36 protein-coding genes and 1 pseudogene are annotated in these 25,483 nt (G+C 55.5%); 8 read left to right on the top strand and 29 right to left on the bottom strand.

The window, feature by feature from the left end; translation table 11 throughout:
* The 15 genes from C6Y56_RS12930 to C6Y56_RS12860 all read right to left on the bottom strand — a co-directional run bounded on the left by C6Y56_RS12930 (position 1) and on the right by C6Y56_RS12860 (position 11,120).
* The gene (locus C6Y56_RS12930) at positions 1-882 is read right to left on the bottom strand and encodes a baseplate assembly protein (RefSeq protein ID WP_169430203.1); all 882 of its coding nucleotides are present in this window, start codon (positions 880-882) and stop codon (positions 1-3) included.
* Complete coding sequence (locus C6Y56_RS12925; protein ID WP_169430202.1) at positions 879-1,205, bottom strand: GPW/gp25 family protein; 327 nt, start codon at positions 1,203-1,205, stop codon at positions 879-881. The genes C6Y56_RS12930 and C6Y56_RS12925 overlap by 4 nt, the downstream gene beginning before the upstream one ends.
* 5 nt (positions 1,206-1,210) lie before the next feature.
* Positions 1,211-1,459, bottom strand: a complete 249-nt coding sequence (locus tag C6Y56_RS12920; RefSeq protein WP_169430201.1) for a hypothetical protein — start codon at positions 1,457-1,459, stop codon at positions 1,211-1,213.
* A 52-nt stretch (positions 1,460-1,511) separates the two neighbouring features.
* Complete coding sequence (locus C6Y56_RS12915; protein WP_169432632.1) at positions 1,512-2,048, bottom strand: phage baseplate assembly protein V; 537 nt, start codon at positions 2,046-2,048, stop codon at positions 1,512-1,514.
* A 29-nt stretch (positions 2,049-2,077) separates the two neighbouring features.
* On the bottom strand, positions 2,078-2,593 hold the full coding sequence (locus C6Y56_RS12910; protein ID WP_169430200.1) for a hypothetical protein: 516 nt from the start codon (positions 2,591-2,593) through the stop codon (positions 2,078-2,080).
* Positions 2,586-3,251 (bottom strand): hypothetical protein, encoded by a 666-nt coding sequence (locus C6Y56_RS12905; protein WP_169430199.1) that lies wholly within the window; start codon positions 3,249-3,251, stop codon positions 2,586-2,588. Before C6Y56_RS12905 ends, C6Y56_RS12910 begins: the two co-directional genes overlap by 8 nt.
* Positions 3,248-3,568 carry a head-tail joining protein gene (locus tag C6Y56_RS12900; RefSeq protein ID WP_169430198.1) on the bottom strand — a complete coding sequence of 107 codons (321 nt, stop codon included), beginning with the start codon at positions 3,566-3,568 and terminating at the stop codon, positions 3,248-3,250. Before C6Y56_RS12900 ends, C6Y56_RS12905 begins: the two co-directional genes overlap by 4 nt.
* 2 nt (positions 3,569-3,570) lie before the next feature.
* Entirely contained in the window at positions 3,571-4,566 is a 996-nt protein-coding gene (locus tag C6Y56_RS12895) for a major capsid protein (RefSeq protein WP_169430197.1), read from the bottom strand.
* 62 nt (positions 4,567-4,628) lie between these two features.
* Positions 4,629-4,973 carry a head decoration protein gene (locus C6Y56_RS12890; RefSeq protein ID WP_169430196.1) on the bottom strand — a complete coding sequence of 115 codons (345 nt, stop codon included), beginning with the start codon at positions 4,971-4,973 and terminating at the stop codon, positions 4,629-4,631.
* A gap of 2 nt (positions 4,974-4,975) precedes the next feature.
* The gene (locus C6Y56_RS12885; RefSeq protein WP_169430195.1) at positions 4,976-6,124 is read right to left on the bottom strand and encodes a head maturation protease, ClpP-related; all 1,149 of its coding nucleotides are present in this window, start codon (positions 6,122-6,124) and stop codon (positions 4,976-4,978) included.
* On the bottom strand, positions 6,121-7,602 hold the full coding sequence (locus C6Y56_RS12880; RefSeq protein ID WP_169430194.1) for a phage portal protein: 1,482 nt from the start codon (positions 7,600-7,602) through the stop codon (positions 6,121-6,123). Before C6Y56_RS12880 ends, C6Y56_RS12885 begins: the two co-directional genes overlap by 4 nt.
* Positions 7,602-7,808, bottom strand: coding sequence for a phage head-tail joining protein (locus tag C6Y56_RS12875; RefSeq protein ID WP_064596156.1), 207 nt, complete (start codon positions 7,806-7,808; stop codon positions 7,602-7,604). The genes C6Y56_RS12880 and C6Y56_RS12875 overlap by 1 nt, the downstream gene beginning before the upstream one ends.
* Position 7,809: 1 nt before the next feature.
* Positions 7,810-9,804 (bottom strand): phage terminase large subunit family protein, encoded by a 1,995-nt coding sequence (locus tag C6Y56_RS12870; RefSeq protein ID WP_169430193.1) that lies wholly within the window; start codon positions 9,802-9,804, stop codon positions 7,810-7,812.
* A gap of 4 nt (positions 9,805-9,808) precedes the next feature.
* A complete protein-coding gene (locus C6Y56_RS12865; protein WP_169430192.1) occupies positions 9,809-10,378 on the bottom strand; it encodes a terminase small subunit in 570 nt (189 codons plus the stop codon).
* A gap of 421 nt (positions 10,379-10,799) precedes the next feature.
* The gene (locus C6Y56_RS12860; RefSeq protein WP_169430191.1) at positions 10,800-11,120 is read right to left on the bottom strand and encodes a phage holin family protein; all 321 of its coding nucleotides are present in this window, start codon (positions 11,118-11,120) and stop codon (positions 10,800-10,802) included.
* 360 nt (positions 11,121-11,480) lie between these two features.
* On the opposite strand from C6Y56_RS12860, the gene C6Y56_RS12855 reads away from it, so the two are divergent.
* Positions 11,481-13,085, top strand: a complete 1,605-nt coding sequence (locus C6Y56_RS12855; RefSeq protein ID WP_169430190.1) for an ATP-dependent nuclease — start codon at positions 11,481-11,483, stop codon at positions 13,083-13,085.
* Positions 13,086-13,131: 46 nt separating this feature from the next.
* Here C6Y56_RS12855 and C6Y56_RS12850 read toward each other — a convergent pair whose 3' ends face one another.
* The 10 genes from C6Y56_RS12850 to C6Y56_RS12805 form a co-directional block, all read right to left on the bottom strand.
* Entirely contained in the window at positions 13,132-13,521 is a 390-nt protein-coding gene (locus C6Y56_RS12850; protein ID WP_169430189.1) for an antiterminator Q family protein, read from the bottom strand.
* 302 nt (positions 13,522-13,823) lie between these two features.
* Positions 13,824-15,131 carry a tyrosine-type recombinase/integrase gene (locus tag C6Y56_RS12845; RefSeq protein ID WP_169430188.1) on the bottom strand — a complete coding sequence of 436 codons (1,308 nt, stop codon included), beginning with the start codon at positions 15,129-15,131 and terminating at the stop codon, positions 13,824-13,826.
* Positions 15,128-15,430 carry a nuclease domain-containing protein gene (locus C6Y56_RS12840; RefSeq protein WP_169430187.1) on the bottom strand — a complete coding sequence of 101 codons (303 nt, stop codon included), beginning with the start codon at positions 15,428-15,430 and terminating at the stop codon, positions 15,128-15,130. The genes C6Y56_RS12845 and C6Y56_RS12840 overlap by 4 nt, the downstream gene beginning before the upstream one ends.
* Positions 15,421-15,630 (bottom strand): hypothetical protein, encoded by a 210-nt coding sequence (locus C6Y56_RS12835; protein ID WP_150775389.1) that lies wholly within the window; start codon positions 15,628-15,630, stop codon positions 15,421-15,423. The genes C6Y56_RS12840 and C6Y56_RS12835 overlap by 10 nt, the downstream gene beginning before the upstream one ends.
* Positions 15,623-16,294: a replication protein P gene (locus tag C6Y56_RS12830; protein ID WP_169430186.1), complete on the bottom strand. Its 672-nt coding sequence runs from the start codon at positions 16,292-16,294 to the stop codon at positions 15,623-15,625. The genes C6Y56_RS12835 and C6Y56_RS12830 overlap by 8 nt, the downstream gene beginning before the upstream one ends.
* On the bottom strand, positions 16,291-17,067 hold the full coding sequence (locus C6Y56_RS12825; protein WP_169432631.1) for a helix-turn-helix domain-containing protein: 777 nt from the start codon (positions 17,065-17,067) through the stop codon (positions 16,291-16,293). The genes C6Y56_RS12830 and C6Y56_RS12825 overlap by 4 nt, the downstream gene beginning before the upstream one ends.
* 203 nt (positions 17,068-17,270) lie before the next feature.
* Positions 17,271-17,591 (bottom strand): hypothetical protein, encoded by a 321-nt coding sequence (locus C6Y56_RS12820; RefSeq protein ID WP_169430185.1) that lies wholly within the window; start codon positions 17,589-17,591, stop codon positions 17,271-17,273.
* A complete protein-coding gene (locus C6Y56_RS12815) occupies positions 17,581-18,036 on the bottom strand; it encodes a hypothetical protein (protein WP_169430184.1) in 456 nt (151 codons plus the stop codon). Before C6Y56_RS12815 ends, C6Y56_RS12820 begins: the two co-directional genes overlap by 11 nt.
* Positions 18,037-18,077: 41 nt before the next feature.
* Entirely contained in the window at positions 18,078-18,500 is a 423-nt protein-coding gene (locus tag C6Y56_RS12810; RefSeq protein WP_169430183.1) for a phage regulatory CII family protein, read from the bottom strand.
* Positions 18,501-18,582: 82 nt separating this feature from the next.
* Positions 18,583-18,762: a Cro/CI family transcriptional regulator gene (locus tag C6Y56_RS12805; protein WP_169430182.1), complete on the bottom strand. Its 180-nt coding sequence runs from the start codon at positions 18,760-18,762 to the stop codon at positions 18,583-18,585.
* Positions 18,763-18,850: 88 nt separating this feature from the next.
* Between C6Y56_RS12805 and C6Y56_RS12800 the strand changes: the two genes are divergently transcribed.
* From C6Y56_RS12800 to C6Y56_RS12790, 3 genes are all read left to right on the top strand, one after another.
* The gene (locus C6Y56_RS12800; protein WP_150775393.1) at positions 18,851-19,699 is read left to right on the top strand and encodes a S24 family peptidase; all 849 of its coding nucleotides are present in this window, start codon (positions 18,851-18,853) and stop codon (positions 19,697-19,699) included.
* A 119-nt stretch (positions 19,700-19,818) separates the two neighbouring features.
* On the top strand, positions 19,819-20,679 hold the full coding sequence (locus C6Y56_RS12795; RefSeq protein ID WP_169430181.1) for a hypothetical protein: 861 nt from the start codon (positions 19,819-19,821) through the stop codon (positions 20,677-20,679).
* Between the two features lie 268 nt (positions 20,680-20,947).
* Complete coding sequence (locus tag C6Y56_RS12790) at positions 20,948-21,337, top strand: hypothetical protein (protein WP_169430180.1); 390 nt, start codon at positions 20,948-20,950, stop codon at positions 21,335-21,337.
* A 58-nt stretch (positions 21,338-21,395) separates the two neighbouring features.
* On the opposite strand, the gene C6Y56_RS12785 is transcribed toward C6Y56_RS12790, so the two are convergent.
* Positions 21,396-21,707, bottom strand: coding sequence for a DUF1654 domain-containing protein (locus tag C6Y56_RS12785; protein WP_169430179.1), 312 nt, complete (start codon positions 21,705-21,707; stop codon positions 21,396-21,398).
* Positions 21,708-22,105: 398 nt separating this feature from the next.
* Here C6Y56_RS12785 and C6Y56_RS12780 point away from each other — a divergent pair, with 398 nt between their 5' ends.
* From C6Y56_RS12780 to C6Y56_RS12770, 3 genes and pseudogenes are all read left to right on the top strand, one after another.
* Complete coding sequence (locus C6Y56_RS12780; RefSeq protein WP_249314418.1) at positions 22,106-22,408, top strand: hypothetical protein; 303 nt, start codon at positions 22,106-22,108, stop codon at positions 22,406-22,408.
* Positions 22,405-22,710, top strand: a complete 306-nt coding sequence (locus tag C6Y56_RS12775; RefSeq protein WP_169430178.1) for a hypothetical protein — start codon at positions 22,405-22,407, stop codon at positions 22,708-22,710. The genes C6Y56_RS12780 and C6Y56_RS12775 overlap by 4 nt, the downstream gene beginning before the upstream one ends.
* Positions 22,711-22,791: 81 nt before the next feature.
* Positions 22,792-23,162: pseudogene (locus C6Y56_RS12770) on the top strand (hypothetical protein).
* Here the strand turns inward: C6Y56_RS12770 and C6Y56_RS12765 are convergent.
* Both C6Y56_RS12765 and C6Y56_RS12760 read right to left on the bottom strand, forming a co-directional pair.
* Complete coding sequence (locus tag C6Y56_RS12765; protein ID WP_169430177.1) at positions 23,159-23,383, bottom strand: hypothetical protein; 225 nt, start codon at positions 23,381-23,383, stop codon at positions 23,159-23,161. The pseudogene C6Y56_RS12770 and the gene C6Y56_RS12765 sit on opposite strands and share 4 nt — an antisense overlap.
* Positions 23,384-23,524: 141 nt before the next feature.
* The gene (locus C6Y56_RS12760; RefSeq protein ID WP_169430176.1) at positions 23,525-24,196 is read right to left on the bottom strand and encodes a hypothetical protein; all 672 of its coding nucleotides are present in this window, start codon (positions 24,194-24,196) and stop codon (positions 23,525-23,527) included.
* A 29-nt stretch (positions 24,197-24,225) separates the two neighbouring features.
* On the opposite strand from C6Y56_RS12760, the gene C6Y56_RS12755 reads away from it, so the two are divergent.
* Complete coding sequence (locus C6Y56_RS12755; RefSeq protein WP_169430175.1) at positions 24,226-24,507, top strand: hypothetical protein; 282 nt, start codon at positions 24,226-24,228, stop codon at positions 24,505-24,507.
* Between the two features lie 117 nt (positions 24,508-24,624).
* Here the strand turns inward: C6Y56_RS12755 and C6Y56_RS12750 are convergent, their stop codons facing one another.
* Positions 24,625-25,452, bottom strand: coding sequence for a DUF2971 domain-containing protein (locus C6Y56_RS12750; protein WP_169430174.1), 828 nt, complete (start codon positions 25,450-25,452; stop codon positions 24,625-24,627).
* Positions 25,453-25,483: the final 31 nt, after the last annotated feature.

The raw sequence follows: 25,483 nt of genomic DNA, 5'->3' as shown, positions 1-25,483 counted from the left end.
TCAGCCCGCCAGCCTCACGTTGTAGCGCGTGCAGAACGCCGCTTGAGCCTTGGTCGGGGCCAAGTCCTGCCACCCGACCAACTCGACCCGGGCAACGCCGGCAACGTGCAACTGAGCGTCAACAGCAGAGCGTGCGACCTCGACGCCCAGCCGCTTACGTGGATTGATCCAGGCTGCCAAGCGGCTCTTGGCCTCGGCCAAACTGGCATCCGCTTCCGGGCCGGCGCCGGCCATATGCAAGATGGCGTCAATCTCGTAGCGGATCACCTGCGCACTCTGCACGGTCACCCGATCACCGACCGGGCGAACGTTTTCGTCATTCAGCGCCGCGTTCACCGTCGCCAACAGCTCCGGCGGCGCTTCGCCCTCCCCGTCCAACCCCAGCACCGTTACCGTAACGTAGCAAGGCTTCGGGCTTTCGGCCGTGGCATCTGCCACCAGCCCCGAGGCGTTACGCGCATGCAGGATGTAGCTGTTACGCGGGCCGGCCGTGGTCAACCCCTCATAGGCCAACTGGATACGCTCGCGAAACGGGTCGTCGTCTTCCATGACCTCGGGCACCGGTGGCACCGCTTGCAGATCCGCCACCTGAATCACCAGGCGTTTCAAATTGACGTTCGCACCCAGGTGATCGAGGTCACCGCCAATGGCATGCGCCAGTAATAACGCCTTGCCGGCGTCATTGACCCGGGCGCGGTTGCCGACCTTGATATAAGCCCCGACCTCAAGCGTCTTGACCACTGGATCGCTTTCCAGCGCGGCCGTCCAGTTGCCGCCCATGTAACCGCGAAACACGCCCAGCCCGTCCTGATAAACCTCTTCAAAGTCCAAAGGCTCCAACACGGTCGGTGCCGGCAACGACGACAGATCAACGGTACTCATGCGGCCACCTCCAACGTGACACTGTCGCCCAGGTACGTCCCGACGATTTGCAGATTGATTTGCCCGCCAATGACGGAGAGGACACGCACCTGGTCGAGCTTCAAACGTGGCTCCCAGCGCCCCAAAGCGCGGGCGACCTCAGCCTGCACGGCGCTTTTCCAGCCCTCGTTAACGGGCAAATCGACAAACCGCCGCAGCTTGCTGCCGTACTCCATGCGGTGTCGGCGACTGCCCAGCGGCGTGCTCAAGATGTCAGCAATGGATTGCCGCAGATGCTTGATGCCGGAGATGGGTTGGCCGGTGTGGCGATCCATTCCGATCATCTATGTCACTCCTTGAACGGCTCGTATTCTTCGCTGGCTTTCAGGAACTTGACCGCCTCGATGTCAGAGGCCGGCACCACGACCGTCGCCTTCTCCACCGGATAGGAACGGTCAGTACCGGGCACGATCACCAGTCGCGACGTGTAGAGCTTGTCGCGGAATTTCAAGAATTCGGGCGATGAGTAAGTTAGGGATGACAATGCCGGTTCCGAGGACGTTTGCGCATCGGTTGAGGTCGTATCGATCTTGGCCATGTGGTTCTCCAGGCATGAAAAAGCCCGCACTGGGCGGGCTGTGGTGAATGAATTAATGCGTGTGGTGGTTGCTGTTGCCGGTGGCGTCGATGATTGCGCCGGCACTGGTGATGCCCTTGGTGACATGCAACGCGCCGTCGATCATCACCGCCGCTTTCAGGTTGATGTTGCCGGTGGTCACGCTCACGGCGGCATCGGTGACGACCGCTTCCGTGCTGGCCACTTTAATGCTGACCGTACCGCTCGGCAGGGTGATGGTGTAGCTCTTGGCCTGCCAGTCGTAGATCAGCGAGCCGCCATCATCAAAACGCCAGACCTCGACATGGTCGCGGTTGTCTGGCGGGGGTCCGGCATTGCCATACAGGCCCGGGACAAACGTGCCTTGTGACACGTCACCGCTGGGACTGATCAAACTGCCCTGCTCGCCCAAAGACGGCGCCCGCCAGTGCCTAGCCTTGCCGGCGGCGATGCTGTGCCAGCGCACCCAAGCGCTGACCCAATCACTGCCATCCGACACGCGACATACCGGCGGCGAAGCGGACAGATCCACCGCTACCACGTAGCAAGCCTTTACCGCCCCGGCGATCATGCGGTCATGCTGGGCGCTCGCGTAGCTGCTCACACATCCTCCGCAGGGACAAAGTCCTCTTTGGCGTCGTTGTTGAATCCGATGAGCAACATGCCCGGCGGCTCGTCAGGCCAGAGCCATTCCTCCGGGCCGAGATAGACTTGCTGCGTCCACTCCACCAGCCACACGGTGTATCCATCCAGGTGCGGCTGGGTCCAGTCCTGCAGCGATTGCACAAACTCGGCGGGTTCAACTGGCAACCCCCACGTCTGCGAACGCAGCAGCACCGCCAACTGCGTCGCCAATTGCACGGCCTGTTGATGATGGTGCGCCTTGATCGGGTCAACGATGATTCGCGCCTCGAACTTGCAGACCAGCGAGGTTTCGCCGGTGCCGATATCGGTACCCGGCTCAATCTCGGCCACTTCCAGAAACACCGCCGGCAGCGACACGCGATCCTTAATGTCTGGCCAAGCGGTGACGGTCTGCACGCCCGGCAAGTGGGTACGCAGATGCTGTTCTACCGCCCGATAAAGCTGGTCCAGGCTGAACGGTTCGTCAGACATTGCCGATCCTCTTGAGGTATTTCTGCAGCTCAAAGTTGAGTTCTTGTTTGAGAATCGCCAACAGGATCTCGTCTGCCTTTTTGACCCAGCTGTCGAAATGCGGCCGGGCTTGCTCAAGCGACACCTTGGCTTTGGCCAGCGGGAAACGACTACCGTTTTCAGCGACCCAACCCGAACTCGGCCCGCGACCGGGTGACACCGTGCTGTCCGGGTAGTCGTCCGCGTTGAAATGCTTGCTGGCCGTGCGGATCCAGATGTCGGGCTTGTTGCCGTAGACCTTCTTGAGAAAGGCACCTTCGTAACGCCGCCCCGCCACCGACACACCACTGCCGGTCTGCCGCGCCCGGCCGATCCGGCTGGATTCGATGGTGTTCAACCCGAACCACAGTTTGCCGCTCGCGGCCGCCCCGGAAACTGGATAGCTGCGCAACCGCTGACGCACCGCCGCTACGGCAATGCGCTCTGACCGGCTGACGGCTCGGGCGATGTGCGTGCGCAACCTACCCAACGTCTTGTTGATCGCGCGCCGATGCGCCGCCGCAGCCGCTTTCGGCACCACCTTGGCAAAGTCCTGAAACGCCTGAAAGTCTGCGGCCGAGGACTGGATGGAGATCATCCCGCCCCCGGCCGAGGGTTTGAAATAGCTGCCGACGCTCATGGCCGTAACCTCAGAATCAGGGCGACCAGCCCGTCACCGCTCGGTTCGAGCTGGATCAGGTCGTAGTCACCGCCGCCGTCCAAGGCAGGCAGGTCAACGCTGACCCGCATTCCCTGTTCCAGACCATGCGAATCGCTGACGCGAATCTCGAAGCGAGGCTCACGCAACCCGGTGTTGAGCTTGCCGAACTTGGGTTGCAGCCAGGGCGCGGCAAACATGCCGAGCACTGGCTCTTCGCGACCCTCGATCCGTGCGGTGTCGCCCAGCGTTTCGAACACCACCGCGTCGACCTCGGCGATCAGATCGCGAAAGCCCACGGTCAGAGTTCCAGCAGGATCTGGGCACGCGGTCGAGTGCACAGGTGCAGTGGGTTGGACTGCGCTTCACCGGCCATGCCTTTGTTGAAGGGTAGCGGCTCGATCATGCTGTAGTACGGAATGCCCTGAGTGTTGACCGTTTCCATGTAGTCGGCCGGTGCAAACACCGAGATGTACAGATCGGGCACGCCTTCGGGAACCAGCAGCGCCTTATCGTCGTGGACGAAAGACACGCCGGCCACCTTGCCACGGTAGCGCTCCCAGATGATGCCGCCGAACTCGAAGCTTTCCCGGGCGTCGCCACGCAGCGCTGCCGCTTGCTGACTGTTGAGGTAGGTCTCTTTGACCGACTTGTGAACAATCAGCTTGTTCCAGAAGTTCTTGCCGCAGAAAGCGCGCGAACCGGTACTGGTCACGCTGCCCAGCGCATCCTCCTGCATGTCCAGCGCCTCACCGCACTTGACCCGCAGCTCGGTACCGGCTTCAGTCAGCCCCATGGACATCTTCTGACGTTGCACACCGAAGCGCTCAAACAAGTCCAGCAGCACCGTCGAACCATCAGCGTCGAGGATCTGGCCGTTGAGTGCGCCCATGCGCTGGAATTCGTGGGTGGCGTCCAACTGACGACGCGCCTTAGCCAGCCGCGCATTGACCACGTCCTGCACCGCCTGCAGCTCAGTGCGAGTGCCGAAGGCGCGGATGCCTTGGATCTCATCCGCCTTGATGGTGAAACGCTCCGGCAGGTGCACGGTGTTGAACGGGATCAGGTTGCGCTTGCTCGCAGCAACCACCAGGCCAGAACCACCGCGCTCACCGGCCGGCACCAGTGCCAGGGTGTCACCGTCCTTTTCAATCTGCACGGTCAGGGTGGTAATGCCTTCCTCGCGGAACAGGCCCAAGGCGCTGATGCGGCCCGGCAGGTAGGGTTGATCATTGAGTGCAGCGGTCAGCGAGGTAACGGTAAACGCTTCGTCTTCAAAAATGGCGATATCGGCCATGGGTACTCTCCAGAAACGAAAAATCCCGCACGCGGCGGGATGCATATAAAGAAGGAAACGTCTTAGCGGACGATCAGGAAATGAGCCGCCAGATCTTTTTCGGCTTCAGGGTCCAGCCCTGTCAGGTGCGCTTCGCTGACCTCAGCCATGCGTGCCACCGCGCGACCACGGCGCACGATGTCCGACTCACCCAACGGCCCGTAAAGGATCGCGATAGCAGATTGGGTGCCGTCTTCGGCGGCCGGATCATACGGCGCAAACTCGCCCGTGGCCGTCACCAGCCCGAGGACTTGGCCCGAATTCAGTGCCGGGCCAGCGGCGACATTGATCGTTTCCCGCGAAATGTTTCCGGCGCCTTCGGACAGCAGGAATTCACCTGCGTGCATCGGTTCCCGTTTGATGTTCATGCTCATGCTCCTTTCGCGCCGCGCGCGGTTCCAGTTTGAGCCGCTTGGCGAGCAGCCCAAATCGAGTTGGGGTCAGGTTGTTTGGCCAGCACCTTGGGCGCCAGGTCGTCCGCCAGCGGCAGACTGTTGTCGATTTCAAAGCCCTTACCGCTGGTGACAATCTTGTCGAACAGACGCGCCCGCACCGCCGGGGCATCCAGACCTGCCGCGACATACTCGGCGCTGAATTCCGGCAGCCGCGCGGCCACGCAGAGGTCGTTAATCGCCTTGGCGCGCTCCAGACCCGCCAAAACGATCTCTTCACTTTCAAGCTGGGTGGACTTGAGCAGCGGCTCGATCAGGTTGCTGATGCCCGCCGCCGTGCAGCGCTGAGTGACCATCAATGCCAACTTGGCCGAGGCCACAACGGGCGGCACCGGCGGCGGATCGACAGGATCAAGATCCGGATCCGGCTCGGGTGCCTCGTCGAGCTGGGCCAGCAAATCAGCCGGTGCGTTCTGGAATCGTTGCAGCACCGCGCCTTGACCGAGGCACGCTTTGACTTTGATGCCGTCGCCGACTTCATCAGCCAGACCGAGGGCCAATGCTTCATTGGCAGTCAGCCAGGTTTCTGCATTAACCATTCGCCGCAGTTCCGCGTCGTCGATGTTGGGCGCCTTGGCCTTATAGGCCGCAATGATCGCCTCCAAGGTTTGATCCAGCACATCAGCGACCCGGCGAAAGTCCTCAGCGTCCCCGCCTGTATAGGTGTAGGGGTTATGAATCATCAGCATGGCGTTCGCCGCGATGACTACGCGGTGTGCACCGCACACGGCCACACTGGCCGCACTGGCGGCCAGTGCATCGATCCGGCCGGTGCAGCGCTCGCCCAGCCGCGACAGCGCGTTGTGCATGGCCAGACCATCGAACAGATCGCCACCGATGCTGTTGAACGCGGCGACTACCGGCGACACACCGTCATCCAGAGCGCGCAGATCCTGCACGAACTGATTGGCAGTGATACCCCACGCGCCGATCTCGCCATAGACGAAAACTTCGATCACTCGATCGGCCGCTTCGCCGCTGGCATTAACGGCATACCAGGTCTTGTCCTTGACCTCGACGCGTTTGCCGGCGCGGTTGTAAATACGCGGTTTCGCGCTCTTGCTCATGGTTGCTCCTTGTCGTCGGTGTCTTCGACGGCATCCAGGGTGTTGTAGTTGAGGCCCAATGCGGTGGCCCGCGCCAGATCGGCAGCGTTTTCCAGATCGACCGTTTCGGCGTCGTAGCCGGTACGCAAGACCATCTCGCTGCGCGACGAAAAACCGGCTCTCACCTCCATCGCTCGCGCCTGCACGTCCTGCACCGGCTGGATGTAGGCCCAGCCTTGCGGTACCCAGCGAGTGCGCAGGTACTGGCGGCGCTTCTGTGCGTAATCGTCCAGCACCAGAACACCCGAAAGCACCGCCATGTCCATCCACGCGGCCCGCACCGGACGGCAAAGTTGATGGACGTACACGCTGAATTGGAGTTGTTCCAGGCGGCGCCGAAACTCGTTGAGTACAACCCGCAGCGCTCGGTCGTTGATTCCGCGCATGTCGCCGGTGAGGATCTCGTAAGGCGTACCGCTACCCGCCGCTGCAGCCATCAACTGCTGACGCATGAAGTCCGGGTAGTTGTTGCCCGCATCCGGCGGTTTGGAAAATTCCACCTCTTCGCCCGGACCGAGTTCCTGCATGGTGCCGGGTTCGAGCGCAACCATGGGCGTGAAGCCGTCGCGGTCCAGATCCAATAACGCACCAGTGACCGGATCGCGTGGAGCCGGACCCGCGTCCGGCGGCGGGCGCGTGATGAAACCGGCGAACAGGTTGGCCACCTCCTGACGGAACAGCACCGCGTCGTCGTAGTTGTCCAGACTGCGTAGCCGTTTCAGAACCGGCGACAATCGCGGCACACCGCGCAACTGGCCAGGTTCGACCGGTTCGAAGATGTGCAGCACCTGCGCGGCCGGGACGCGCACTAGCTGGTTGTAGCCGGCGTTCAACGAGGCCGCATCACGCGGGTGCGACAGGTACATCCAATACGCTACCCGCTTGCCGCCGGGCGTGAACTCGATGCCGGCGCGGATGACGTTGCCGTTCTTGGTGCTCTCGAATTTGTCGTGCGGCACGAACTCCGGCGCCAGAATCTGCAACTGCAGCGGAACCGCCAAGCCTTCGTCCCGACTGCGAGGACGCAAGCGAACAAAGCATTCACCCGATGTTTCCACCGTGCGCGCCACCAGCGCCTGCTGGCCGTAAAAGTCGGTGCGGTCATCCGCATCAGATTCATCAACCCAATCGCTCCACAACTCCTGCAGCAGCTTGCGCAGGGCATCATCATCGGTCGCTGGCCGAGGGGTGATGCCGGTGCCGATCAGGTTGCTGACGCGCTTGTCGATGACGTTGAAGGCATACGGGTCATTGCGAACAGCTGCCCGGGAGCGCGACCGCAAATTGCGCAGTGCCGGGGTGTTGATGCTGTTGATCCCGTTGTCGGGAGCATCCCAGTTAGCGGATCGGCGGCCTTCACCAGCGCCTTCGTAACTGGCCTTGATGTTGGACGGCAGCACAAAGCCGTTACGGGTCAACGTCGGAAAATGTCGGGCCATTAAAGTCCCTTGCCCCCGTGATAAAGGCGGACCACGCGCGAACGTGGCCCGGCGTCGCGTGCCAGCGACGAGCGTATTTCCGCGCGCGCCGCGAGCAGTTCATCGACCGTGCGGTATTCCACGGTACGGTCGGTGTAGCGCACAGTTTTCTCACCGCGAGCAATGGCCGCCTCAACCGCGTCGAGGTGCTTTTTCGTAAATGACATATCAGCGTCTCTTCAGGTAGCCACTGGTGGAGCTGCGGCGTTGTGGGGGGGCCGTTGTCGGACGTGGTTTCACGGCGGGTTGCGGCGCCTGTGGTGCTGCCGGTGTTTCGACTGGCCGGCTGAGCCGCTCGCTCTGAACGGGTTGGCCACTATCGCCCGAAGCCGACTGGATGACCGCCTGCCGAATCCTCGCCCAATCGTGATCTTGGTAGCGATTGATGCCGAGGTAATGGGCCATGGCCAGGTTGTAAACCAACAGGTCGAGCGCTTCGTTGCGCTCGGACTTGCCCTTGGTCCATTCAATGCGTTTATGCCCCCTGACGTAACGGGTAACTTTGCGCTCAGCCACACACTGGGCGAAAAAGTCATCCGGCAGGTCGTTGGCAAAGTGCAGCGCTCCCGGGCCGGTGTCGAATGCATAGCGGTTGTAGATCCAGTCCTTCGCCGTGTCGGTACCGACAATCCATAGCTCGGCGCCATGCCGTTCAGTCAGTCCCTTCCATGTCACGTCGACCATCGAAGGTCGCTGCGCGATCACCGGCCGGCCCCGCTTGCTCGCCCCCTTGATGGCGAACACGCTGCGCCAGCGGCGCATACGACAGAACTGATAGACCTCATCCGTATGGTTACCACCGGAGTCGACCGCAGTCGCCATGATCATCAGCTCAGCACCACAAGGGTGTCGGTAACGGGCCTTGAGTAACTCATCCAGCGCCACCCAGGTGCGCTCATCGGCAGGGTCGCCGGAGATCACTTGAAAGTCGACCACCCAGCGCTCCATGCCAGCACCCCAACCCATCACCATCAGTTCCAGGCGGTTGGCTTGGGTGTCAACAGAAGCGGTCAGCATCAACACGCCGTCGGGCATTGAGCCAAGCCCGTAGCTTTCCAGCCGCGCCCGATCCTTCAGCACATCGGCCGAGGTTTGCTCCTGAGCGCTATCCCAGACCTTGGCCAGACGAGTGTTATAAAACACCTGCATCGGCTCCAGATCGCCTTTGGCCTGAGCCTTTTTAGCCTTCTCGAATTGCTTGGCCAACGAGGCCCAACCGGTCCATCCGGGCGGCGAGTACAACGCATTCAAGTTAAAACCAATGGTTTCGCCATCGCCTTGGGTGTGTGCTCGCCACTCCCCTTTCGCCAGCATTTCGCCCTTATAGCGCTCCTCGATCAGTACGTCGCAGTCGGGGCCGGCACACTGGTAATGCACAACCTGAAAATCCGCCGAGTAATGCAAACGCTCCCACTCCAGAACCTGCATGTGTTCACAGGTTGGGCACGGCACGTAGTAGTAACGCTGATCGCTGACCTCAAACAGATCAGCGATCCGGGACGCCCCCCTGACCGTCGGCGAACTGGAAAAGTAAAATTTTGCGTTACGGCCGAACGTACTGCCGCGAGTCTCGGCCAGTTCGACCGGGTCGCCCTCTTCGCCCACGTCGACACTCCAGCGATCAACCTCGTCGCCGTAGATGTAGCGTGCGGAAAGCTCCGCCAGGTTGGCCGCAGAACCGGCCGTGGTGATGTACAGCGAACCACCCTCGAACTCCTTCGTGTCCATGGTGTTGCGCGCATCTCGCGAGCGGTTGGACGCCACGCGCTCACGAAGCACCGGCGTCGCCTTGATGGTTTTACCAATCCGCGACGATACCCGCTTGGCCAACCCCAGGCTGGGCAACAACGTGAGGATGTTGGACGGTGCCATATGGATCAGCCCGCCGATCCAGTTCAAGGCGATCTGCGTTTTCATCAACTGCGAGGCCACCATGGTCACCACGCGCTTGCACGGGTGGGCAGGTGACAGACAGCGCATCGGCTCACGCGCATAAGGGGTGCGCGAAGTGTGGTATTGACCAGGCTCGGCCGCACCCGTGTCGCGCGGAATGCGCATGTACTCGTCGGCCCACTGATCAATCCAGACATCTGGCTCTGGTCGCTGCCCACGGAAATACGCTTCGCGGTACACCGTCGCACCGTTCGACATTTCTAAGGACATAGGTTTAGCTCGGGGTAATGGCTTGTTGTAGATCTGCTGCTGACAGCCGCTCAGCATCTTCCAGTGTTTGTCGTAAAGCCGACGTCAGACGCTTTTCGATTTGCCATGGATCAGACAGCGAGGCCAGCTCAGGCGCGAGCTGCGGAGCCATTCCAAGCAAAAGATCGCGCAGTAAGCGACCGGCGTTATAGGCCGCATCTTCGACCGCTTTGCGCTCTACCAAGGTGCCTTGGGCTTTAAGGAAGTTGTTTTTTTCCTGAAGCGACAGGTAGTGCTCACGAAGCGCGCGTGACTTTTGAAAGTCGGGTACCCCACCAGAGGGGTCATCTACAAAGTCTGCGATGACTATTTCCAGAGGTGGCTGATCATCCCGTTTCGGACGATTGCGCTCATGTCGAGCGGCGACGCCGGCCTTGCTCGGGTCGCTCGTCATGGCCAGAAGCCGCTCGCTGGCCTCTACATCAATCTTCCCGGCAGCATTCAGAACCAGTCGTTGACTCTTGACCAGCTTGCCAACGTACTGCCGAGACCACCCCTTCAGCTCGCAGTACTCCTTGCGAGTTACAAAAGCCATGCGGCCTCCATCGTCGTGGCTTGTTAAGCCTGTCAACTAACCCGGCTTAGTTGACAAGCCTTCTGACCATTGCGCCGGGGCTGCTGTTTAAGAAAATGAACAGTCATGAAAAAGCCTACAGCCCAATAGAACCGGGGGGGACTTCACTAAAAAACACTGTTTGGAACATGCGAACTCTGTCGCTGGAAACACAGAATTTCTTGTCAACCTGTCAACCGCTGTCAACTAACTTTCCAGCCCTGTGGCTAACGCTTTCCCGCGGGTTTCCGACCCCGTACCCTTCAGATAACCTCAGGGTCCCCGGCGATGTCAGCGCCAGGTCAGGTCGGGTCTCACTTTTGACAGACAACTCCTTCCCGTCATCGCCTATCACGCGGACCTGCATTGACCGATCTCCCTGGAGTATTTGATCGTCAGCGACCTACTCGTCGACTTGAATACCTGCCTTCTTTGCCAAGAACCGGGTGTACAAACCACCGGCTACATCGGCACCAATCACCGCAATGACGATGCCCAATCCAGCAGCCAGGTAGAGGTTGTTCCAGAGCGCCATCGCTAGCAGCAACGTCGCCATACCCAGCAGACCAGATGCGAGAAATCGCAAAGCCACTCGTTGCAGGATTTGCCGAAGAGCAAGGTCGCTTCCTGACGCCCTCAGCATTTCCCCCGACAGGCCCGCCATGCTCAGCAGGATCAAAAGCCAAAGGGGCACATCCGCGAGAGCTTGTTGCTCGGTGCTCATCTGTAGTCCTCGAATAGGTTCGGCCTCCATGTCACTGTCATCCGCGCAGGGCAAAGAGGCAGGCATGGGGCCGAAAACGATAAAGCCCCGCTCAATGGCGGGGCTTGTAAGTAGGTATAAAGAACCCGACTCATTGGCCGGGTTTCGAAAGCGTCTCGCTGCGTTCACAGCAGTTCACGCTGCTATAAAAACAAACCTATTCCGTGCGGAAAAGTGTTTTTTGTCTTCTTATCCGTATAAATCTCGATGGCAACAGAAGATTTTGTACCGCGAGGCGGATAGGCAAGCAAAAAACCACCTATAGGCTATCGTTGACTCCTGCATCGCACTTTTCTGTTTCCGTTTTGGCATGGAGGCAATATGAAAATCGTAAGCGTTAAAATTGAAAATTTCAGATCTATTGAAAATGCGCATTTGACCCTCTCCGACTTCAATATTTTGATAGGCCAAAACAACACAGGAAAAACCAATTTTTTTGAGGCAATAGCTTGGTTTTATACCGGCTCCGGTCTTACTAGCGATATGAAGTACCAGCGAGAGGCAGGGAGAGAGATCATTGTGAGCTTAGAGTTCTCAGGCGCTCAACATGGCGCCGAGAACATGATAAACGAAGCCAATCGGACAAAAATCCAGAACTTCCTATCTGGCGCAGATAACATAGTCGTTACAAGACAAAGTTCAGAGCCAAAAAAACGCGTAGTGGAAATCAATGGTGAAATCAAAAAAAACCCCACCGGATTTGACCCAGCCCTCAATGATTTCCTCCCTAAGTTTGAGTACATCCACACCCGCCAATATTATGAAGAATTCACAAAATATAACCAAAAAAGCGCTGTTGGAATTATGCTCTCATCTGTCATAGAAGAAATATTAAATGACGACCCAAAATACAAAATGTTTCGCAACACCTTCGACGACCTATTTAACGCCGAAGATTCTGCCGTTAATGCTCATTTCAAGGCTTTGGGACACTCCGTAAAAAGCCATCTCGAAAAGCAGTTCTCCGAGTGCTCCAAGGTTTACTTTGAAGTTCTATCCCCGGAGTTTAGCGATCTATTGAAGAAGTTCGAAACAGTTGTCGATGATGGGATCGAGACCTACGCAAGTGAAAAAGGAGACGGGATGCAGCGAGCATTGATGCTCGCAATCATCCAGGCATATGCCGACTATCGCAAAGCGAGAGAGGACGCGGGAAAATCCTTTTTATTCTTCATTGATGAAGCAGAATTGCACCTCCACCCCACGGCCCAAAGAAAGCTAAAAGATGTTTTATTAGAGCTGAGTTCAACCCTTGATCAAGTTGTGATCAGTACACACTCATCGGTCTTCGTCGCCGACTCAAGCAGTCGCGAGTCAGTATTCAAGACAGAAAAGCATGATTGCAAAACGGAAATCTTTAAAACAGACGAGAATGATAAGCCTTATATAATCTACGAATTACTCGGGGGCAGCCCCGCCGATCTGTTACTACCAAGAAATTTTCTGATTGTAGAAGGACCGAGTGAACTTGAACTTTTGACCCGTGTAATAAAGCGCCACTATAATAATCAACCTTCGATACAGATCATTTCTGCCGAAGGCGATACGCACCAAGCAAAACGTTCCATAAATGCAATATCAAAAGCTTACTCTCCAATGGGCACAAGCATTTACAACGAACGTACGATTATCTTATGCGACCAACCTACTGAAAAAGCAAGACCCGGATTTGAACAATTCATTGAGGGTCATATTGACTTACACCGCAGAAATCAAATAGTTGTACTTCCTTTTGGCAGCCTCGAAGAATGCTACCCCGATGAGCAGGGATGGAAACGAAGTGAAGAGCAAACCAAAGGAATGTCCGGCCACCAGAAAAAGCAACTCGCGAAGACTGTTGGCGATGAAATTTCCAAAGAGTCCTTTGAATCTAATATGCCTGCCTTGTTAGATGCTTTAACGAAGGCGTGGAACAACGCCTTTTAAGCACTCAGCCAGGGGGACTCAGAGTCCTCCTGGCATCGCGAAAATCTCAGGCTGCTGTACGCATTTCACCCACGGCACAATCCACCCAAGCCGCCCCTGCCCTAGCCAGCTCCCTCGCCTTACCCTCACTGATCCCATAATGCTTACCGACTTTTACCATTGCCCATTTGGCGCCGTAATAAAGCCAGATGATATCGCCCATTTGTTGATCCCGATGTGCGAGCCTGGCAACTGCATTGTCGATAGCAATCGCCCAGTCATCCGTGATGCAGTAGTTCTTGCTCGCAGACGGCTGGGCTACCGCTTGTCGCATCAGCGCTAAAGTCGGTGACGTGTAACCAGGAACACCCATTCCATCCATCCTCCACCAGCCCCACTGCTCAAGTAGGTATTCGGTGTCCCCCAATGGTCGGCCTGCTGGCTTACGAATCATCATTCTTTCAATCCCCTGTGTAATTTGTTCCGCCCGCTCCCAGGCGGTTCGATTGTTCGTATTGGCTCTGTGGTCCAGCCATGGGTGGCGAAACTTTCAGCGCGGAAATTTCACGCTGAGCGTGCTGCAGTTTGAAACTTAACTGAGTGACTAACTCGTCCGAAGAAAGCACCAGTTTGCTACCCCAAACAACCCAACCTGAGCCGTTGCAATCAGCACAAACCAGCTCATGAAATAGTCCTTTTACAACCGCTTTTCCCTTGCAGATCGAGCAAGGCTCGAGCTCGATCCGTTCCCGCTTAAAGCTAGACACTGGCCTTTTCTGCATGTTTTGAAACCTCGCCTATGGTTGTTTCTTCAGTGGCCTTGCGGGCCTTATGTTCTGTGGCTTGCAGCGAATTACCGGAATCTTCAAATCTAAAGCCGGTCAATCCGTGAATCGCTGCAAAGCCTTTCTGATCTAGATGCGCGTGCCACTGCTCGAGGGCATCACGCTTGCGGCTCATCACGTCCGACTGGATGTAAACCTTCACGTTGTGGCCCATCGCGTGGTTGATCAGCAGCTCACCAATCAGGTGATCGATGCCAAGGTCTGCCCAACCGGTGCGCGCCACCTTGCGCAGGTCGTGGCTGGTCCAATCGCCCTGCCCCAGTCGACGAAACACGGCGCAGCCCTGAGCCTCGCCCAGCGCCTTGCCATTACGTGCCGGGAACAGGCACTGGCCCTCATAGCCTCGAGCGTATTGGCCTTCTCGATACCGGGTCAGCAGCGTGCATACTTGCTCGGTCAGGGGCAGGTGATGCTCGACACCGGTTTTCGTATTCTCGGCCGGGATGAACCATTCGCGTTCGGCCAGGCTGATGTGCGACCAGCGCGCCATCCGGGTTTCACCGATCCGCGTGCCATGGCAGAGCATCATCAGTGCGAGCATCGAATCCAGCGGCGCGGTGCTCATGACTTCGGCCAGTTGCCCGAGCAGGCCTTCCAACTGAACGCCGCGCAGACGGGACGGCTTGATGCCGACCTTTGCCTTAGAGAAGTCGTTGAACCGGATCGCTGCCATCGGGTTGGGCGTGATCATCCCCAGCTTGGCCGCCTGCCGGAATGACAAGGCCAACAGCTGAAACGCGGAACGCACGTAGTCGATGGAAACCGTCTCCTGCAGCGGCCACATCAGCAGGGTGTCGAGAGCGGCCTTGTCGATGCCGATCAGGGGCAGCTCGCCGAGGCGCGGTTTCAGGTGGCACTTGATGATCGAGGCGCCGGTGTTTTTGCGTTTGGTCGACAGATTGCGATCGCGCGACATGCGATCAGCGAACCAGTCCAGCAGTTCGCCAACAGCGGTCCACTTCGACAGGCTCGCACCCTCCCCGGCGGCCAGACGCAGCCGAAGCGACGGCAGCGCCGCTACAACCTGTTTGTGAGTCAGCTCGGGGAACGTGCCGATGGGATTCCACTTGCCCTTCAACACCAGGTACCACGAGCCACCGGTTCGAGCCTTATTGAAGCGCAGGTACAGGCCCTTATTCTCGATGTCGCGTACGTCCTGTACGGTGCCGGCCACTTGGCGCTTGATCTCAGCTTCGGTGATCTTCACCGCGGCGGTACTCATGCGGCCCCCTTAACGGTGAGAATTCCAGTCCTGATCAGGGCTTCGTAGGTTTCGGCGATGGCGCGCGGCACGTCCTGCCAGTCGATCTCGCCGGCGGCGCGGCCGTCGATCACGTCGTGGCAAGCGGAGCACGCGTACACCGCCACGATGTCAAAGCCTTTCATGCCCATGCCCTTCCGCCCGCAAGGCAAATGCGCAAGGACGGTCGTTTCTGGATTGTGATTGCAGATGCCTGGCATCCGGACGGTGCACTCTTGGCCATTTGCCGAGGCGCGAAGCTTCTTCGAGCTCACTCGCATGAAGGCTTCCCCGTCACGACGTCAACGACTTCATAGGTCCCCGGCCACATCCACGAGCCATAACGCTTGGCCATGGCCTCGTCGGCAAACAGCGCCAGCGCGTGATCAGGTGGCGAACTCAAATCGACCTTGAACGAGCAGCAGAACACTGCGAAGCGATAGGTATCGATTTCGGGTACAGCAAGGCGACGGTCACACACGTTCTACCCTCCCCGCACGCATCGCGCGCAAGTTGGCCAAAGCGGTGTTACCCACTTCGGGGTTGCGATCAGGCTTAGGCGCAGCAAGTTCAGCAATAGGGATAGAGCCTAGGGGTTCACCCTTCCAGATCTTCCTGCACTGGGCCAAGTAGTGACGCTCGAAGCTCGCCAAACCAAGTTCACGCGAGAGCAATGGCAGGCCATGAAAACCAGCGGCCGCAGTAGCGTGGTAGACCGCAGCGTGCATCCACTTGGCCGAATCACGCATAGCGGGATGGCAGTTGCGAAGACCCTGGGCGTACGCCTTTTCGACGCTCGGCAATCCCAGCCCTTCAGGGGCAAAGCACCAGCTGACGAAAACCCCGGGCGCCGGAACAAATGCAGACTTACTCGCACTCAGGACGCGCATGCCGTGGTCGATTTGCTCCATCCGGTTGATCCCGGAGCGCATGAACTCGCCGAGCCATTCAAGCTTCGAGGCGTTCATCACGGCCTCAGTCGGCCAAGACTGGCGCCATGCGCCACAGGCACCGCGAAGACGCAGGAACAAATCGTCGATGACAGCTTTGGTCGATGGATCAACCTCGGCCACTACTGGGTCGGACGTCGGCTTGTAGGTAGGGTCGGTTCGCCGTTCGGCAATAAGATCGCGTGCAGATTTCATACCCGAACCCCCTTGGCAGTCCAGTCACCGGTCGCATCCATCTCTTCCTCAATGTCGCCGGACTTCACTGCGCGATCACGCTTGATCCACTTGGCAAGGCGGTGGCACCAGCCGGCGGCGTTGTCACGGGTATCGGGTTTGGCGATGAAGAAACCTTTGAACGAGTTAATCAACTCATCGGTAGCCGATGAGATCGGCAAGCACATCAGGCGAAGCTGGTCTTCCAACTGTTTAGCGCTGAACTCCCAGTCGGCAAACATCGAAAAGCGCTGGCGAGGATCTTCGAGAGCATCGAGAGCTTGTCGATCCTGATCATCGACCACGCCAGAAAACTCGCGCTGCAGCTGCTGTTCGGTTACCTGATGGTTAATTGACGTATTGGGTGCAGCCGCTGCACCCCGCTCTGTCGTAGATTGCACCCCGTTCTGTTGTGGATTGCACCCCGTGCCGTCATTTGCACCCCGTTCCGAACGGGGTGCAGCATTTGCACCCCGCAATATTTGAAGGTCGTAAACGACTGGGCGTCGGTCATGGCGATCAATGTGAACAGCAGCAATCGCCTGATTGCCCTGCTTGATCAGTCCCGACTTCTCCAAGTCATCTAACTTGTAACGCACGGTGCGCTCGGATAGACCGGTGTCCTGAGCCAGAGTGGAAGCTGACGGAAACGCGCCAGTGCCGTTCGATCCGGCATAGTTGGCCAGGCACAGCAGAACGTGCCGTGCGCTAGCATCCTTGAGAACTTGCGTGGGCAAAGACAGCGCCCATGACATTGCTTGAACGCTCACAGCGAGGCTCCGATATTCAATTCGGCAAAACGAGATAACGTGTGTCGCGACACTTTTTGCGATTGACCAAAACGTGTCGCAGGAATGGGGGGATTGCCGGGGGTGACGTTCGTGTTCATAATGTCCCTTCAAGTGTTTTATCGTTTTGAAAGAGCCGGGTTGCAGCCCGGCTTTTTTGTGCCTGCGATTCAGGCGTTATGGGTGTCCAGTGCATCCGTGGTAGCTTTTTTTTCCACACGAAAAGGTCCAAGGAGACCGGACATATGAAGCTGAAAACACTCAACTACCACTCCATCTGGTGGGATTTGGTAGAGCGATTCGAAAACGTTCTGCGTGAAAAGCCAGAAACCCGATGGCAAGGAATGAACAACTACGGCCAGCACTTTCGGCAGGCTTTTCAAAGTTTCAAGCTTTACTGCCTCGCCGAACGAATCGCGACCGACCCAAAATGCCCTTGGGGTCCCTTGTCGCACACAGATGCATTGCGGCTCGCTGTGCTTAACAAGCATCACTGGACTCTTGCTCAGGTTCGTGCTCTAGAAGCGGAAGAGGATTTTCTTTTTCTTCTTCAGCAGGAATTGATTGATCTAGTGCTGGAAGGCGAAGAAGAAGACCCGGTTCTGGAGCTGGTTCAGCAGAGAGGGGCTCTGAAGGATGACTTTGCGCCTCACTTGAAGTCCTTGAATCAATAAGCTGTCGTTGGCGGTTTGCTTGGTCCTGCCAGTCAGCCGCCTGTTGTTGATGCCAGGCAGCTTTCGCCTGATAAGTAATAAAGTCTCCCGACCAAATCACCACCGGGATATGTTCTCCATCGAGTACGGCGATGGCAGCGAGCAGATCCGAGGCCATCGCGCGTGGCGAGCCCGTTACTTGGCGACCGATAGCCTCAATCGCAATCTCTCTCTCGCGTACCGAAAGGGTCGGCCTTGAATATGTAGTGGTCTTTTCAATCATTGCTCTCTCCTCGCTCAGAAACTGACACTTGTGCCTGAGATTCAGGCCACCTTCAGCGATTCGCGCAGAACCTGCAGCGCATCGATTGCCTCAAGGATTGCTTTCTCGCCCTGGGCTTTTTCGTGCTGGCTGATGTGGTTGTCCGCCGCCGCATCGAAAATCAATCGACCAACATCGCCGCACTCGGCGGACAGGAGGCCCAGCGCAGCCATCAACGGCTTGGCAGCCGGCTTCTCACGAGCCACTAGGTCAAAACCGAATTGATCAGCGAGCGCTATCAGTGGGCGCATATCGCCGGTGTGCAGCAAAATCCCGAAAAGATGTTCAATGGTCAGGTGATGCGCCGCGTTGTCCGGGTTCGAGCGCTGGAGCAAGCTCACGTGTGCCATGCACATCTTCCCGGCCAACTCCTCTGCCCCACTTTCCTTGACGGTGGTGTGGCAAGCCCTCAAGAAATCCTCCATTCGTAAAACCTCAAATTTGTTTCCGTGGATGTCTGGCAGTGGCTCGGCGATCATTCGTTCAAGAGATCAACACCAGGATGATTTATGCTGCCGAATGCTTTTTGTCGGCCTTCAATTGGCCATTCGTTACCAGTTCAAGCTGGTACTGACGAAGCTCGGGAATTTCATCACCCCATTGCCTGACTGCCTCGTATGTAATTCCGAGCGCTTTGGCCAAAGGGGCAATCCCTTTAAAATGATTGATTGCGTCGGCACGGTTCATGGCTGACTCCTTTAGGTGCACGCCAATTCAAGCATGCTTGTGTTTACTAAGCAAGCATGCTTGGCAAGCTAACTTGTAGATTGCTCGCATGAAAATTACTGATCGGATTACGAAGCTCGTACTTTCGCGAAAGCCGGAAGTTGGAGCGCGTGGCTTCAAAAGGGATATAGCTAGCACCTGCGGTGTGAGCTATGAGGCTGTTCGTCAGTGGTTTGCAGGCGACACAGGCAACATCAAGAATGAAAACCTAATTGCTATTGCTGAGGGTTACGACACCACAGTGGACTGGCTTCTGTCCGGCAAGGGGGAGCCTCCAAGTCGGAAAGATATGGTTCCATCGAAGGTCGATAGCAAATCATCCGCCGACCTCGTCAGGCAGATGCTCGCGAAACATGGCAACGGGCTGTCTGAAGACGCCCGCCAACGCATAGCTGATGCAGTTGAAGAAACCGCAATAGAGTCGAAGTCAACGAATGTGGTTACCGGGGACTTTTCTCGTCCCGGCCTAGTCGGTGACGAGGTGTGGATTGCGCATTACGACATCCGCGCAGCAATGGGTGGTGGCCAGATCGCTCACGACTTTCCGGAAACATTCCAAGACGTCCGAGTCAGCCCCAAGCACTTACGCGAGCTCGGGGTTGAATTTGCTGAGCACTTCCACCTTAAGATGGTGACCGGCTGGGGTCAGTCGATGGAGCCGACGATCAAACACCGCGATCCGCTGATCGTCGACGTCAGCATTCGGGAATTCGTTGGTGATGGGATCTACCTGTTTTCGTGGGATGACCACATTTACATCAAACGGCTGCAAGTCGCCGATGAGGATCACTTCGAAATGATTTCCGATAACACCAGGCACAAGGATCGAATGATCAGACGTGACTTGACTTTCATCCAGGCGCGCGTGCTTCTCGTTTGGAACGCTAACTTAGTTTGAATCTCTCAACGGGATTCTAACTTCCTAACAGTATCGTGAAAGCTAATATTAATGGGGACTAGTGACATGGATGTTTACATGGTAGCGAGCTCCGACTTGAGGCAAACTAGGGGCATCCGATGGACGATAAAGTAGTCACAGAATTTACAATATCCTACGACGCTAAGGGTCAGTTAGCTCATCACCAAATAAGTGCTAAGGACTTAGGAAGCGCCATCCTTGGCATGGACGAACTAATTACAAAATCGGCAAAAATTGTGAGCAACGGCTCTTCCGAAGCAAATCTGAGTGTAGTAGCACCCGCAAAAAAAGGGTCCCTAGAGATTATTTACTCTATATTTGCAGACCCTCTTACAACTAATACTGTATTAAAATCCATAGGCATAATCGGCGGCGCGGCTGTTGCAGCTAGCGCATCGGCAATCGGAATAATCGATCGCATAAAAGATAAAAAAATTGAAAAAGTCGTTATTAATGCGAGAAAGAAGACAGCTGTCATCACCGTCGATGGAAAAGAAATCGAAACGTCAAGCGATGTGGCACAGCTAGTTTCAAGTAAAGAGATCCGTCAGGCGCTTCACAAGGTTATCCAAGGTCCATTGCAAGGTAAAGACAGCCCAAAGGTTTCTTTCAGGGCTCAAGGTAGCATTACCACTTTACAAGAAGCTGAAATAGTCAATTTTAAACCTATAAAAGCTGACCTGACCGAAAAAGTAAACGTAGATAGCTTTAGAAAAAACATACAGTTCACAAAACTGAATTTCAAAGGTAAACGCGGCTGGAGTATCGCAAGCAAGGATGGCTTTGAGGCTACTGTAACTATCCAAGACGAAGAATTCATGTTGAAGGTCGCCGATAACGAGGAGGCATTCCTTAAAGATAAATTCTACATGGTGAAAATAGAGAAAAAAGAGATCGTTGACCTTAGTGGCACAAGGACGACTTATGCTATAGTTAAAGTTTACGGCGAAGTTAACTAGCCCTCCGAGGTCAGCCTATGTGGACTTATGATTTAATATTACAGGCGCTCGGATGGATCATCTTGATCTCTGGCTTTCCGCTGATATTCATTTATGTCCGAAAAATAACTAGACACTTTTCATATCTTCTTTTTCCGAGAGATATGCTAATCCAATACATTTCAGAAGACGACGAGGTTGAGAGTTATTTACTGAAGCAGTCGATCATCAGAAAAAAACGACTAATCAGGCTCACACAAAAGCAAGCGGAATCTTTAGGGGGCAGCCTGTGAAAAACAATATGTTCATGGCTTTAGCCACTAGCCTCCTCAATGCACTGGCATTGGTTTTGACGCCGATCATAACCACAGTGGAAGCGAAACAAGGTTTAATGGCACTTACAGGGATACTCAGCCCCTTCGTTTCAATCTGGCTACTTAAAATTTATATAAGAGCAGATGACCCCCCAGAGCTAACTCGTAAAATAGCAGCACTCAAAGCGTCGATCAAAATCTGTAAAGAACATCTGAAAGATACAGAAGCAAACGATGCGTTTAAAAAACGTACGCGTTCGCAAATGGAAAAACTCCAATACGCACTTCAAACCGTGCGGAATGACCATGGCAAGTCTCAAGATTACTCGCTTAGCGAGATTCAGCCACCCACGTCGGATAGGTAATAGCTGAGGCCCGCTAAAAAATTCAAAGCCCGCCATCAGCGGGCTTTTTATTGCCTGATCAGAAAGGAGCCAGCTCCTCAAGTTCTTCTGTAACCGCCACTGGCCGATTTTCCACGGCGTTCGCCTCCCAATTCAATGTCACCGATTCATCGTCGTTGAACGTCATGTCGATGCCGTCGGTTTCCAATATCAACCTCATTACCTCCTCCCACTCGCGATCTCCGTCAGTATCCAGGCGATGGATGGTCACCCATCGCTGAAGCTGGGCGATGGGGTGGTTGATCATTTCGGAAACTCGAATTCCTAGCCTCTCTAGTCCTCTCGCCTCTTGACGTACTCCGTTAGCCGAACCTTCATTCCCTTTCGCCATGCTGCCCTCCAAACGAATACTGTATATGCATACAGTACAAAAAATTAGCACAAGCTTGCTTGCATTCAAATGACAAGCATGCTTTTATTTATGCAAGCCGACTTGTACCTCGAACACTAGTGCAACAGGCAGGACGAAAATTCCAATGCTCTTTAACAAACCGCGCAACAAATAACAGACCGTATTGCCTCTACCGGCGACCGGCGAGCAGACAGGCCCGAAAGCCTGCCAACGACAGGAACAACCTGGACGGCTGCTCGATGGTGAAACGCCTTAACCGTGTGAGTGACCCGGCATGCAATGCGCCCCGCCCTTTCCGGCGGTAATAGGACGGACAGCATCACTGAGCAGCCTTCTCGCGAGGGCTGCTTGGGATGACAACCGACAGGTAATCAACCATGAAGCACGCAACAGCAATTGCTCAGGCCGAAATGCACCCTCTGATGCAACAGCGCGTCGATGTTCTGCGCGTCCTGATGATTCGTACCCAGGCAGCACGCGAGACGTTTGCACGACTCGCAGGCCTGGTGATGCCGGAGAAGAAGGTGCGCTTCCAGGTGAGGGTGGTCGGCAAGGCCTTCCATGTCGTCAACCTCTCAACCGGCAAGACCGCGGCGTTTCGCTGGACCTACAAAGCGGCGCTCGACATGGCGATTCAGTTCGAAGAAAAAGCCAACCGGCCAGCAGGAGGTCAGCAGTGATCGGCGTACCCCAACCCAACCCCCGCGACTGCATCGTCGCAAGCCTGAACGAGCAGCTCGATCAGTTCTTTGGCGCCGGCGGCAAGGCCCAGCAAATCCCCAGCGGAGTCACTGGTGATCCAAAGCTGGCATCCACACCGCATCACGACCGTCTGCGAGTCGAGCGCAACAAGATCGCGCCGAAGGTTCGCGAACTGGCCGAAGCCGGCAAGACCATCAGCGAGACGGCCAAGACACTGCACATGCACGTCAAGCGGGTTGCGCTGATCGCCAGCGAGAACGGATTCAAGTTCGACTCATAAAACGCATCAGTAACCGGGCGACGACACGCCGCCGACAGACCTGGCTGGACTTGCCGGCCAGCGGAATTGAAGAGGTAGGCCATGGCCGAGGAAAAGGAATTGACGGAGGAAGCCAAGAAGCAGCGCAGGAAGCGCGAGAAGGCAGCAGCAAGGGACGCTGCGTTGGGCGTCGAGAAGTTTACGGTTGAAGTGGCCGGGGTGTTCAAGCCTGACCTCAAGCGGGTCATGGCAGCGCACGGCATTAACAACCGGCAGGAGGTTTACCACTGCTGCTGATGAACCTGATCGCTGCCGACTTCGAGACTCAGGCCAAGATGCTGCGATGTGTCACGACACCTTTTGTCATAACCGAAAAGGTGTCGCGACTGATCGAGGCAGCCGAAATGAAGTCGCTTGCCGATGATCCGCCTGAGTTGGAAGACGAAATCGCTAACCCGGCATGGCTAGATTAGCCATGCTCGAGGTCAATTGGCCCTGTTTTAATTACCCAATCATTACCTAAGCGAAGTGGTTTGGGCAGAGCATTTTCCCAAAAATTTTGATGCGGGAACAAAAGATATCCTTGCCCATTCGCCATCGGATCAATGTGCACAATGAACTGGGCAACATCTGCAGCGCTCCAGCCGATTTCGGCAGCAATCTTGGCGTGATTTTCAGCGTTACGAATGACCATCGCGAAATCCTTTCGTGAAGTTGAGCCTGGAGCGTAGCTCAGTCAAATAGGAACACACACCCTACTCGATGCATCCAGCAACCGCACGACTCTCCTGAATTTAGTTAGGAATTATGCCTACTAATATTAGTATGGTTAAATTCAAACATAAGATCGTAGCTTAGGGCGGTCTAATTTTTTCCCAGCGCATGCAACATAAAGAATATCGAGCGCATCTACAGCCTCCCTTAAAATTCCCAAAGCATATTCAGGAAACGTGTGAACATATTCATTTAATGATTCATCTTCACAGAGACGTACAATCGAATTTCGAATATGCCTTGCCTCTGCAAGGCATTCGTAGGCGATTTTTGATTTTTCAAAAAGCTTCTTATCGATTACCGCCAAGTCTACGACAGCCTTATCAAATATGGATGAATACACGTTCCATAGCGGACCATACCCGCCCTGCCGGCCCACATGAACAGCAATCTGTTCAGATCCGGATGACGTTCGCCTGTAAGAAATACCAGTGAAATGCTCATCACCGATAGCATGGCAAATGCTAGTCAAATAATTCAATGTCCAGAGGTTTTTTTCGAGTTCCTCAGATAGAAGAATTTTGTACGCTGATATCTTTCTTTTCCGCTCTGAGGACCGCTTAAAAAACTCAACAACTTCTTTAACGATGAACAACACCACTGCGGCCAAAACACTAACAGGTAGTATCGAGTCGATTTTGCTCTGCAATTCAATCATAGAACCCCGGCTATCCGGCCCCATGCCGGCCACCTGTAATACCCCAACCCAAACCAAATTGCCACCGCCGGTCACGGAGGGCGGCGCCTGACTGGAGACATCCCATGCAAGCAGTCATCTACGCGGGCCTGCGAAATGGCGCCCGCGACCAACAAATCTTCGATGCCCTCAACTACAAATATGTGATCGAAGTCGCCAAGGATTTCCAGCTTGCTCCCGGGACTGTGAGGGCGGCGGCGAAGCGCATCTCAAATGTAACCGTCTTCGAGTTGACGCTACTTGGAGGGGGGCAGCCCGATGGCAATCGGCAAAGTCGCTGCCAATTCGTTCCGAAAGGTCGCGCTCTGCGCCTATCGCAACTATCACGGCACCTTCCGCAACCTTGAGCTGCCCTGATGAGTGATCACTGACGGGCACCAGAGTGTCGAGGTAATGGAACTCCGTAGGATCGATATTGGCGAAGTTTCCCTTTAGCGCGCTCTCACCTGATGACTCAGCTTTTGCTAAGGCGCCCTGTAAGGTATTGAAGACTTGATAATATCAATATCATGTAGATAATTATTATCCTTTGTGAATCGATCAAGATTTAACTTTGTCACAAAAGACTTAAGAGAGATATATGCGAGTTCCTGGTCGGCCATTGGGCCAATGTGAATAGCTCGAATACTTTTAGACGGAGCGCTAAGTTCAACGAAGGGAATTAGCATGTTCCCTCGAGTCCTAAAGCTCACTTCTAAGCCGTCCTCTATCTCTGGATCAAGATCATGACCAGCAACAATTCTTACTTCCTGCTCTTCCGAGAAGCTTTGATGTTTGAAAGTCGCGGCCAAGCCAACTAAATTAGAAAATGCCTCATAGCCGTCGCTATCAAGATAGCCGTCATTTTTTAGCATGGAGTCAGAGATAGTCATCAGGCTAGCAAGTGCTACGGTTGATGCCTGAGAGAGTTTTTCAAAATCGTCATATACGCACGCCGAAAGCGCATGCGGAATAGCCTCGGATGAAAACTCAATTGCATAGGAGCCATACGCTCGCCACTGACTCAATAAATCACCAGCCTGGCTGAATGAGCAGATAAAAACAGGCCTATTTTCTATCCCGTAACCTGCTTTCCCGACAAGACCGGCCTCCACATATTCTGCAGCAACACCCAGGAGTTCATGGCGATCTGGAAAAGTCTTAACTTGATGTTTTATATAATCAATCAGAGCGTGAATACCGTTATGCAGCTCTTCTGAATCATTCAGAAAGCGCACATCGGTCAGCCACAGCTTTTCGTTTTCAAGAATCGATTTAACTGCATTTATGTCCGTGTAGTGGAAGAGCTGCATGGCTTGTCCTAAAAAATTCACCCACACGCAA

It is taken from the genome of Pseudomonas fluorescens (assembly GCF_012974785.1).
In the GTDB taxonomy this organism is placed as follows: domain Bacteria; phylum Pseudomonadota; class Gammaproteobacteria; order Pseudomonadales; family Pseudomonadaceae; genus Aquipseudomonas; species Aquipseudomonas fluorescens_BT.
Note: the sequence above shows the minus strand (reverse complement) of the source record. Positions and strands in the feature narration are given on the sequence as shown.